Here is an 11,245-nt window from a genome sequence, read left to right on the forward strand (position 1 = left end):
ACAAAGTTTTCCCCTGCTAATGCGTAAAATCCGTTAGGCTAAGTTTAGGGCGTGTCATTATTTTAAGAATAGTATTAAAAATGAGACAAAGTAAGGCGTGCCCTAGTAAGTAAAGTTTTAGCGATGACTTGTTTTACCTTTATAATAGGAGCGAACATTATGGACATGATCTTTTTTGACAACATAGACAAGCTTGGTCGTATTGTTTTGACGACTGTTATGGTTTACGCGTTGATCGTGACAGTCACCAAAGTCTCTGGCAAACGCTCAACGTCGCAGCTCAACAACTTCGACTGGATCGTGACAGTCATGATCGGCTCGTTAGGTGCCAGTACAATTTTGCTCAAAGATATTCCCTTTGTCGAAGGGGTTTCGTCTATTTTAGTGCTGTACCTATTGCAATTTGTGGTGACCAAATATGCGTCTGTTTCACCGCAATTTAGTAACTTTATTTTATCAGAGCCGCGTATCGTTTTTTATCAAGGGCAGTTTTTGCCAGACGCCATGCGTGATGAGCGCTTGACGCGTCAAGAAATCGAATGTGCCATGCGTTCTGAAGGGATTAATAGTTTTGATGATGTCGAAGCCATTGTTTTTGAGTCTGACGCAAAGCTGACTGTCATTCCAAAGCCGAGCCAAAGTGATAAGAGCGACGATGATCAAAACACGAATAGCAACGTATCAGAGACGATTAACCCTCTGATGTAAATTGCAGACAATAAAGAACGAACGATACAACTATTAAGAACACGGCCTAGTAAGCTTGAATTTAATTATCGAGATGGTAAGCATTATGAAAGTAAGGATTTTGACCGTTGGCAATAAAATGCCTAGCTGGGTACAGACGGGTTTTGACGAGTATTACAAACGCATTCAACCGATGCTAAGCACAGAAATTGTCGAAATTGCGGCAGCCAAGCGGGCAAAAAACCCTTCAGATGCTAATTTGGCACAGTACCGTGAGCAGGAAGGTCAGGCTATATTAGCCGCTCATAATGCATCAAGCCGAGAGCAATTGTGGGTATTAGATGTCAAAGGCAAGATGATTTCGACAGAAGGACTGGCTGATAAGCTCTCTGATGGCATGCTGCAAGGCGATGATATTGCCTTGGTCATCGGCGGTGCAGATGGTGTCTCGCCAGAAGTATTGGCAAAGGCTGATGCAAAGTTATCACTATCAGCACTGACATTGCCACATCCGCTAGTACGCGTCGTACTTATGGAACAATTGTATCGCGCGATGAGTATCAACAATAACCACCCTTATCACCGTGGTAATTAAATAAAATACTAATCTATTTTTTGATTTGAAACATCAACCCTAAAATAGATTGAAAAACTGGCGCACGCCCTAATAAATGCAACATGAAATATCCAAAACGTGCGACACCCAACGCCTCTAAGCACTCTCATCAACGTGATGATCATCATAGTGTGCAGACGCCTATCACAGCGGCTGCCGCATGGGAAAATACGTCTGATGTAGCGACGAATACATCTAAGCTACCAGCGCTCTTTATCTCGCATGGCGCACCTACGCTTGCGATTGAGCAGTCTGCGACGACCAGTGCACTGGCTCGTATCGGTCAAAACTTACCTAAGCCACGTGCCATCGTTATTATGTCAGCGCATTGGCAGTCAGCAAAGCTAGAGATTAGTAGTAATCCACAGCCAAAGACATGGCATGACTTTTCAGGATTTTCGCCTGAACTTTACGACATTCAGTACCCTGCTATAGGCCAGCCAGCACTGGCTGAGACACTTGCGCAGCAGCTGACCGCACGTGGCATCACTTGTAGTGTCAATCCAGTACGTGCCTGTGATCATGGTGTGTGGGCGCCGCTCAGACACCTTTATCCAGAAGCCGATGTGCCTATCGTACAAATATCACTGCCGCAGCATTATGACAGTATTGCCTGCTATCAATTAGGCGCACAGTTAGCACATCTGCGTGATGAGCAAATTCTCGTCATTGGCTCAGGTAACATTACGCATAATTTGCAAGCGTTGCGCTGGGAAGCCGACAGCATTGATCAAGCAGCCAAAGCATTTAAGCAATGGTTGTTACAGCAGCTCAAAATAGACATTCCCACGGCACTCGACTGGCAGCAATACCCAGACTACAAAGACATTCATCCAAGTGATGAGCACTTGCTACCGCTGTTTTTTGCATTAGGTACTGGTCAGCGTGTCTCTGTCGTTCATCAAAGTATGGCCCATCATAGTTTGGGTATGGATATCTATCGCTTTGATTGAGTGTTATCAATCCAAACTATAGCTTAACCCTACTTCTCAAAAGCGTGTTTGGTAAATAAACCTGCGCGCTCCATCTCACCTGCCACGCTGAATAATGTCGCTTCATCATTCATACGCCCGATTAATTGCATGCCAATCGGTAGGCCGTTTTTGCTCATACCGACGGGTACTGACATCGCGGGTAACCCTGTAACATTACCCAATAGTGTAAAGCCCATCTTACCTAATACAGGGGCACTGAGCTTTTCTATCATGCCTGAGCTAAAGGCATATCTACCCATATTAAAGCCCTTGTTAAGCACCTCGGCGCTACGCATCATCATCTCATCCATACGGCTAGGCGGTAGTACACCATGCTTTACCGCAGGCGTGGGCACAGTCGGGCATAAAATCATGTCGTAGTCTTCTAGTAATAGACCTGTCTGATACTGGCTATGATGCCAGCCATGTTTGGCGTGTGCCAAATCAACCGCTGATAGCGAACGCCCAAGCAGTGCCATATTATAGGTTTGCGGCTCTAGGTTTTTGACGTGGTCAACCCCAAACTCACGCTCGATATTATCAATCGTAAAAGCAGTATGCGCGCAGACCACAACGATAAAGTCATGCCAAAACTGCTCGATATTGATGTTTGGCTCGGCTGGTACTACTTCATGACCCATAGACTCTAATTGCTTAGCCGTTTGCTCAAGTACCGCCAGCACCTCTTTGTCCACTGTCGTATTGGCTATCAAAGGCTGCTGATGCAAAGCGATTTTTAGCTTTCGCGGTGCACGCATTGCCGCTTGCAAAAAAGTGCCGTCTGGCGGAGCTATAACATAAGGCGCACCAATCTCTGCTCCACTAATGGCATCTAGCATCGCCGCACTATCGCGCACTGATCGCGTAATCACATGGTCAGCCACTGCCCCCTCCCAGCCTTCACCAAGATTAGGGCCCATTGGATTCCGTCCGCGGCTTGGCTTTAACCCAAACGTACCGCACCAAGCAGATGGGAAACGTATCGAGCCGCCACCGTCACCACCGCCTGCCATCGGGACAATACCGCTCGCAACTGCTGCTGCACTACCCCCTGACGAGCCGCCAGAACTGTAGCCTTTTTTAAAAGGATTATGCGTAGCGCCATGCGCTTTTGGCTCAGTCGTGATAATCAGACCAAACTCAGGCGTGTTAGTCTTGCCAAAGGTATTAACACCTGTCGCCTTCATCCGTTTGACGATTTCGCTGTCTTTTTCTGAAATAATATTGACGCTGCGACTGCCCATCGTAATCGGCTCGTCGGCAAAACTAAATGATAAATCTTTTAGTAAATACGGCACGCCAGTAAATACACCTGAAGGCAAACCTGCCTGCGCGGCATTGTAAGCGCGCTCATCAAAACGATGCACGATGGCATTTAGCTTAGGGTTGATTTGATTGGCTTGATGGACAGCAGCATCTAGCAATTCTTTCGCGCTGACCTCACCTGAATTGACCAATGCCGCTAAGGCGAGACCATCATACTGAGTATATTCTTTAAACATAACTAACCTTCCTTGGAGAGTAATTTTATTAGGATTATCTAACACTCATACTTTCTAAAACTGATGACTATTTTTTCATCAACTCTTGTCAGTTTAGTATAAAAAACCGTGCCTGATATTTGATAAACGGACTCGTTAGTCATCTGGATGGTTTCAGTAATTAATGAGCCAGTATACGAATCTACTCTTCGCGCCCTAGAACGTATTTAATAGTAAAAGCTTACTTCTAAACCTACAATTTATGAAAGTATTATCAAGTTTTTTCCATAAAAAAACGAGCCATTCTCATGACTCGCTTTTTCGTTATCAACTTAAGGATTAATCCTACATCAATAGTTCACGCTTACCACTTTTGCCCATCGAGCTAACCAATCCAGCTTCTTCCATAGAATCGACAATACGCGCTGCACGGTTGTAGCCGATGCTGAATTTACGCTGAATGCTTGAGGCAGACACTTTACGTGTTTCCATGATAAAGGCCACGGCATCATTATATAAATCATCATCTTCACCAGAAGCATTGGCTGTACTACCACCGCCCGGGCTAGACAATTCAAAATTGCCTGCCATATTGTCAATATAATCAGGGGCGCCGCGCTCACGCCAAGCGTCACAGACACGGTTAACTTCTTCGTCACTGACATAAGCACCATGCACACGATCTGGCTCGATTTGCCCTGGCCCTAAGAACAACATATCGCCGTTACCTAGCATATCCTCAGCACCGCCACTATCCAAAATCGTACGTGAATCGACTTTTGAGTTGACTCGTAGTGCCGCACGCACTGGGATGTTGGCTTTAATCAAACCTGTAATGACATCGACTGACGGACGCTGAGTCGCTAGCATTAAATGAATACCAGCAGCTCGTGACTTTTGCGCCAAACGTGTGATGAGCTCTTCGGCTTGTTTACCAACCTGCATAATCATATCGGCAAACTCATCCGCGACAATAACAATCATGGGTAAGGTTTTTAGCTTTGGTGCTTGGCTAATACTTACGCTGTCATTTGGACGCCATAGAGGATCGAGCATAGGATTGCCTGATTTTTCCGCCGCGATGACTTTTTTATTAAACTCATTGAGCTTACGAACCTTTAGCAAACTCATCAGCTGATAGCGACGTTCCATCTCGGCCACACACCATGACAAGCTACTGGCCGCTTCCGTCATATCGGTGACTACTGGCGTTAGCAAATGCGGAATATCATTATAGTTAGCAAGCTCTAACTGCTTTGGATCAATCAAAATAAGACGCAGCTCATTGGGCGTATATTTGAGTAGCATCGATAGTAGCATCGAGTTGACCAATACTGACTTACCAGAGCCTGTGGTACCAGCGACCAGCATATGCGGCGCACGCGCAAGGTCAGTAATGATTGGGTTACCACCGATGTCTTTACCCATTGCCATGCTAATCTGCGCTTTCGGGTCTTTGAACGTTTCGGTATTTAGAAGTTCAATCAAGCGTACCATTTCACGTTTCTTGTTAGGTACTTCAATACCGATGTAAGGCTTGCCTGGAATCACTTCGACCACACGCAAAGAAGCCATCGATAGTGAACGCGCTAAATCACGCGAGATACCTGTGACTTTACTAGCCTTCACACCAGCAGCCAGCTCCACTTCGAAACGGGTGACGACAGGGCCAGGGATAGCATTAACCACAGAGGCCTTTACATTAAATTCTTGTAGTTTAATTTCTAGCAATTCAGACAACTTTTCAAGCTCAGCCACAGTATAGCTAGGCTTGCGGTCAGGATCTGGCTTATCCAATATAGAGACTTCTGGAATAGGTGTTAGACTGCTGCGATAAGCTGCCGTTTGCATCGAGCGTGATTTCTGACTGAAGGCTGCGTCATCACTAATATGTGGCATGACCGGTACATTGGTGTCGTCATCACTGTCATCCTCTGGCATCATATCGGTGATATGGTTGCTGCTATCGCCTTCTGGGACAGCAAAACTGACAGATGGCTGGGTAGGCGTTTTAGGCTCAGACTGTACATTGGAGACTGGGCTAGTCACTTCTACCGTTGGCGCTGCTTTTGGATTGGCAGGAGGCGTATTGGTTGGTGTCATGTCTGACACATCTGACAATGCAGGCTCAGTCTCTACTGTTGCCGGAGCAACTTCAGGCTCAGGGGCTACTGCTGTTTTTTCAGTATGTGGCAACTCTACAGGCGTATCAGACGATTGATTGGCAGATTCCTGCGCAAAACTAATAGGCTCTTCAACCGTAGGTTCTGGTGTCTTCTCTTGCACTATTGGCTCAGCTGCTACGGTTTCCTGAACAGGCTTAGAGTCTTCATACGTTTCTACAACAGATTCTGTAGGTTCTGGTATATCAGCATGCTCTGCCAACCATGCTTCTGCCAACTTATCTACTTCCGCAGTCTCATATGTCGTAGAGATTTTAGGATCAGCAGGTTCAACGACTGGCTGACTGGCCAAATCACTGTGCACTGACTCATCAACTGATGGCTGAGCTAGTGATTCTTTATCATGTATATCTAATTGAGCACCTGCCTCCGTCACTGTAGTTGCTATAGTGGCAGGTACTGCTTTCTCTAACGATGCTGTGGTACTAGTACCCGTTTGGGAATAGTTAGGTACAGGCATAGCCGAGCTGTCCATGCCACTAGCACTGTAAGCCATTTGCTCACTTGCAAGTAAGTCATCGACCGTATTGGCATCATTCCATGCAAAGCTTGGCTCAACTTTGCGAGCAACAGGTGCAGTCAAGTTTGAAACTAATGGCTGGACTGTACTATTAACCGTATTATCAGTAGAGTTATTAATCGAGCCTATATCGGTATTTGCCTGCTCATTTTTGACATTACTAGGTGTTGCCGCTGCTTTTGCTGCGATGACAGAGGCTTTGACACTATCTGCCAATCCTGATGTTGCCAAAAAGTCTGACAATACACTACCGAAACGTCCACTACTGCTGACGTCTTGAGTACCGTTAGTATTTTCCGCAGACTGTAACTCAAGTGGCAGCTGCTCATGCTCTACTTTTTTATCTACCGACTCATCTACAATCTGGCTATCATCTTGTGATGTACTACTTGGTTCAGTAGCGTCGATAGTATCCTGACTTTTTACACCTGAGCCAAGCCATGATAGTGCACGAACCTTTTGATATATCGTCATCCAATGGATATTAAAGGCAAACGTAGCGGTAATCACAACGAATACTGCTAAGAAAACCACACTCCCCCACTGGGATAGCAGCTGTGCCAAACGCGCCTGTAACTCTAGCCCAATGATACCACCAGCGACACCTTCGAGGCCGATTGCGTCAGGGTTTGTGACTTGCTGAACTAGAGAGACCAATTGTGCAAATAATGCGCTAGCACTTAATAGCAAAAACACATAAGCGACCAATCGCATGAGCCAAAACGTTGGCTTGTTTTCCCACCAAATTAGGATAGATTCATAAACCACGAATGCCAAAAACCACCAAGCACCAAACCCAAAAAAGCTGTAAAGCAAATCGGACAACCATGCGCCTGCCTCGCCGCCCATGTTATTAATCGTGGTCATATCACTACTGATGTGCGACCAGCTAGGATCGTTGCCTGTATAAGTCATCAAAATGACAAACAGATAAACGGCCAGTATTAACCCAAGCAGGGTAAACATTCCCTTTTTTAAATACTCAATAAGCGGTGCTGATATCACGTAAGATCTGCCTTGTTATTAATACTAAATGGTCGCCAATGCATGACTAAGCCTAATCATGCTGACATAAAGTGTTGACATAAATGTACCGAGCGAAGTGTTTGTTTGGCATGTGCCGATCATAGAGCCTTGCAACAACCGTTATCGCTTGGCTCCTACTACACTTGGCATAACTTCTTATAATAACAAATACATAGGTGCAGTGGCGACAGTCTTATCAAGAAAGCGTGTAAGAAAGTAAATCAGTAGACACTTTGCGTAAGAAAACAGCTGGTTAGCGAAACACGAGTGGCAAAATATGGCTAACTGTATTGCCTAAATTCTATAAAATAGTCTCCGTTTTCGCGCTTATGTTCCAAAGCTCTTTATTCTTTGATTCTAATGATACCTGTGTTTGTTTTAGCAAACTTGCACTTTGTGTACTGTGCCCTTATGTTATTATCACACAGCAATTAGAAGAAGCATATTCGTAGTCATTTTTGATATTCGTCTTTTATTATATTTATAACTTACATTTTTAATTCGTATATTTAGCAAGGAACAACTCATGGCAACTGACACTACTGCTCCACGTCACGAAAAGCTCATTATTTTAGGCTCAGGCCCTGCTGGCTACTCTGCCGCAGTCTATGCAGCGCGCGCTAATCTTAAGCCAGTTATGGTTACTGGCATGGAAGTCGGTGGACAATTAACCACCACTACTGAAGTCGACAACTGGCCAGGTGATGCGCATGATTTGACAGGTCCTGCATTGATGGAACGTATGAAAGCGCATGCTGAGCGTTTCGGTACTGAACTGGTCTACGATCATATCAATGAAATAAACCTAAACGAGCGTCCTTTTCAATTGACAGGTAACAACGGTAGCTATACTTGTGACGCGCTCATTATCTCGACTGGTGCATCTGCACAGTACTTGGGACTAGAATCAGAAACCAAATTTAGAGGGCTTGGCGTATCAGCCTGCGCCACTTGTGATGGTTTCTTTTATAAAAACCAAAAAGTTGCAGTAATTGGTGGTGGTAATACAGCGGTTGAAGAAGCTTTGTACTTATCTAATATTGCGTCTGAAGTGACCTTAGTGCATCGCCGTGATAGCCTACGCTCTGAAAAAATTCTGCAAGACAAGCTATTTGAAAAAGCCAAAAATGGCAATGTCAAAATCGAATGGAACCATCAAGTAAAAGAAGTGGTCGGTGATGACATGGGCGTTAATGGCGTAATAATCGAATCAATGATTGATGGCAGCACTAAGCAACTAGACACAATGGGTATGTTTGTCGCTATTGGTCATAAGCCAAACACTGACTTGTTCAAAGGTCAATTAGACATGAAAGATGGCTATCTGATCGTTAATAGTGGCTTGAATGGTAATGCTACCCAGACCAGTATCGAAGGTGTGTTTGCTGCAGGTGACGTAGCTGATCACGTTTACCGTCAAGCTATCACTTCTGCCGGCACTGGCTGTATGGCTGCGTTGGATGCTGAAAAGTATTTGGATGCACTGGGCGAAACAGTCGCTCGTGACCACACTTATGATTCAACCCTAACTGCAGATAAAGAAGCCTAAATGGGCAACTTTACTCAACAGCACGATAAACACATTACGCCTGAGACTTTAAAAAGTCTTGGGCGTTATGACTTTCCTGATCCCATTTCGATCGATCCTGATGGTATTGGCATTGTCGCTATGGGCGGTGATCTAGCACCTGAAACGCTGATATCAGCCTACGCTCAGGGGCTATTTCCTTGGTTTAACGAAGATGAGCCTATTGCTTGGTGGTGTCCTGAGCCGCGTTGTGTGATCGTTCCTTCGGCCTATCAACCGAGCAAATCTCTACGTAAGCAAGCAAATCGCGAACGTTGGCAAGTGACGCTTAATCAAGCTTTTGACGATGTCATACATGCCTGTAGCTTACCGCGCAGTGATGGCCTTAATGACAATCAGCCTGAAGGCGAGCATACTTGGATTCATGATGAGATGATCGAAGCTTATACCAAATTGCATGCACAAGGCTTTGCTCATAGCATTGAAGTTTGGGACGAGGCAGGACAATTGATTGGCGGATTATACGGGTTAAAGATAAACGGCATCTATTTTGGTGAATCAATGTTTCATCGAGAGTCTAATGCTTCAAAGCTAGCCTTTTGGGGTCTGATGCGCTTATGTGGACAAAGTGATGTCGCACTCGTCGACTGTCAGTTACCGAACGATCATTTGATGAGCTTAGGTGCGACTACCTTACCGCGTGCTAGCTTTCTGATTCAGTTAGACAACCTGATTGGCAGCCAGTCTGTGCCATGGCAAAAGCACTCTCATAAACCGTTAGCCGTATCGCTACTGGATAGCGAATCGCCGTGGCAACTAGAGTTATGATTATCATAGCGAAAAAAATAAGAGGTTATTATGGCACTTGATACATCGTTTCTATTGATTGGAGAGTTAGCAGCAAAGGCCAATACGACCAAAGATACGGTTCGCCATTACGAGCAATTGGGCCTGCTAAAATCTCGCAAGCGTCAGGCAGGCTCCCGTCTATATACCGAATTTCATCCAGAATGTATCGAACGCATAGAGCTGATCAAAAGTGCGCAAGCTATTGGCTTCACCCTTACCGAAATCAAAAACAGTCTAAATGATTATTATGATGGTCACTTGGATATTGATTCGCAGCTCATACTCACTCAGCAAAAGCTAGAACAAGTCAAAAAACAGCAAGCCAATATCAGCATAATGGTTGAGCTACTGAGCGAACGCTTGGATATTTTAGGTCGAATGAAAGCAGATAGTGACTATCAGCTTGATGTAGAAGTCTGTAAAAAGAAAATTCCTTTGCAATAAAGCTTAAATCTTAAATCTTAGTTAATTCTGTTTTTATATCGTAGCCGTTATAGCCACCTTAACTAGAATTACTTATTTTTTATTAAGATTTATTTTCTTCGTTAAATATAAGTATGCTGCATGATTAATGCATCGACTGCTGGTTTATGTGGCATTTTATAATAGCCTTTGCGTCTATGAATGATGCTAAACGCTTGTTGCTCGTATAACGCTATTGCCGCTGTATTATCTACACGTACCTCTAACAAAAGACTTTCTACCTGATTGGGCTGTAACAGTTCATGCAGCCTGTTCAATACCTGCGAAGCAATGCCTTGGCGTTGGTGCTCTGGCTCAGTTCCGATACGCAACACCTCTGCTTGCTCAAAAGTCATTTGATATAAGCAATAGCCAACTATCTCACGATGAGAGACACCCTCCTCTTTCGCTTGATCATAAGCAATCAATAGGCAAATACTGTCCTGCTCAAGTAACTCAGTCAATGTTTTCTGGCTCCAAGCATCATCTGGTTGCACCATCGCTTCTATATTAGCAACAGTTTGAATGACATTTTCGAGTTCTACAGCATTCGTTGATAATACTTCTATCGCAAACATGATGTTCCTTTTATACTTATCATTTAATCAGTCTCATCATTTGGTTGTACTTAGATTATATAAGTAAGTGACTATATTGTTTACTCTCTATCACAAAAAAAGGCCACCCTAGATAGGATGGCCTTTTTTATGACTAATTCATAAGCTCATTGCTGAGACTTAATGATTAGTTCAATACGTTAGCAACAACACCAGCGCCTACAGTACGGCCACCTTCACGAATTGCGAAGCGAAGACCTTTGTCCATAGCGATTGGGTGGATAAGCTCTACGCCCATCTCAACGTTATCACCAGGCATTACCATTTCAGTACCGTCTTGTAATTGGATTGCGCCAGTTACA

General features: G+C 44.5%; 9 protein-coding genes and 1 pseudogene. 6 read left to right on the forward strand and 4 right to left on the reverse strand.

Going from position 1 to position 11,245, the window contains the following annotated elements; genetic code table 11:
- The first annotated feature begins 159 nt into the window (after positions 1-159).
- From CXF69_RS13655 to CXF69_RS13665, 3 genes are all read left to right on the forward strand, one after another.
- The gene (locus CXF69_RS13655; protein WP_102078513.1) at positions 160-708 is read left to right on the forward strand and encodes a DUF421 domain-containing protein; all 549 of its coding nucleotides are present in this window, start codon (positions 160-162) and stop codon (positions 706-708) included.
- A gap of 85 nt (positions 709-793) precedes the next feature.
- The gene (gene rlmH / locus CXF69_RS13660; RefSeq protein WP_101204969.1) at positions 794-1,282 is read left to right on the forward strand and encodes a 23S rRNA (pseudouridine(1915)-N(3))-methyltransferase RlmH; all 489 of its coding nucleotides are present in this window, start codon (positions 794-796) and stop codon (positions 1,280-1,282) included.
- An 83-nt stretch (positions 1,283-1,365) separates the two neighbouring features.
- Positions 1,366-2,256 carry a DODA-type extradiol aromatic ring-opening family dioxygenase gene (locus CXF69_RS13665; protein ID WP_102078512.1) on the forward strand — a complete coding sequence of 297 codons (891 nt, stop codon included), beginning with the start codon at positions 1,366-1,368 and terminating at the stop codon, positions 2,254-2,256.
- Positions 2,257-2,285: 29 nt separating this feature from the next.
- Here the strand turns inward: CXF69_RS13665 and CXF69_RS13670 are convergent, their stop codons facing one another.
- Both CXF69_RS13670 and CXF69_RS13675 read right to left on the reverse strand, forming a co-directional pair.
- Positions 2,286-3,779 (reverse strand): amidase, encoded by a 1,494-nt coding sequence (locus tag CXF69_RS13670; protein ID WP_101204971.1) that lies wholly within the window; start codon positions 3,777-3,779, stop codon positions 2,286-2,288.
- Between the two features lie 324 nt (positions 3,780-4,103).
- Entirely contained in the window at positions 4,104-7,466 is a 3,363-nt protein-coding gene (locus tag CXF69_RS13675; protein ID WP_180952647.1) for a DNA translocase FtsK, read from the reverse strand.
- Between the two features lie 547 nt (positions 7,467-8,013).
- Between CXF69_RS13675 and trxB the strand changes: the two genes are divergently transcribed.
- Genes trxB through CXF69_RS13690 form a run of 3 tightly spaced genes read left to right on the forward strand, consistent with a single transcriptional unit; the run spans position 8,014 to position 10,308 of the window.
- Positions 8,014-9,036: a thioredoxin-disulfide reductase gene (trxB, locus tag CXF69_RS13680; protein ID WP_101204972.1), complete on the forward strand. Its 1,023-nt coding sequence runs from the start codon at positions 8,014-8,016 to the stop codon at positions 9,034-9,036.
- On the forward strand, positions 9,037-9,843 hold the full coding sequence (aat, locus tag CXF69_RS13685) for a leucyl/phenylalanyl-tRNA--protein transferase (protein WP_102078511.1): 807 nt from the start codon (positions 9,037-9,039) through the stop codon (positions 9,841-9,843).
- Between the two features lie 30 nt (positions 9,844-9,873).
- Positions 9,874-10,308 (forward strand): MerR family transcriptional regulator, encoded by a 435-nt coding sequence (locus CXF69_RS13690; RefSeq protein ID WP_102078510.1) that lies wholly within the window; start codon positions 9,874-9,876, stop codon positions 10,306-10,308.
- A 101-nt stretch (positions 10,309-10,409) separates the two neighbouring features.
- On the opposite strand, the gene rimI is transcribed toward CXF69_RS13690, so the two are convergent.
- Together rimI and tuf are read right to left on the reverse strand one after the other, a co-directional pair.
- Positions 10,410-10,904: a ribosomal protein S18-alanine N-acetyltransferase gene (gene rimI, locus CXF69_RS13695; RefSeq protein ID WP_102078509.1), complete on the reverse strand. Its 495-nt coding sequence runs from the start codon at positions 10,902-10,904 to the stop codon at positions 10,410-10,412.
- Between the two features lie 166 nt (positions 10,905-11,070).
- A pseudogene (gene tuf, locus CXF69_RS13700) lies at positions 11,071-11,245 on the reverse strand (elongation factor Tu); the annotation flags it as partial.

The sequence above is a fragment of the Psychrobacter sp. Choline-02u-9 genome (genome assembly GCF_002836505.1).
In the GTDB taxonomy this organism is placed as follows: Bacteria; Pseudomonadota; Gammaproteobacteria; order Pseudomonadales; family Moraxellaceae; genus Psychrobacter.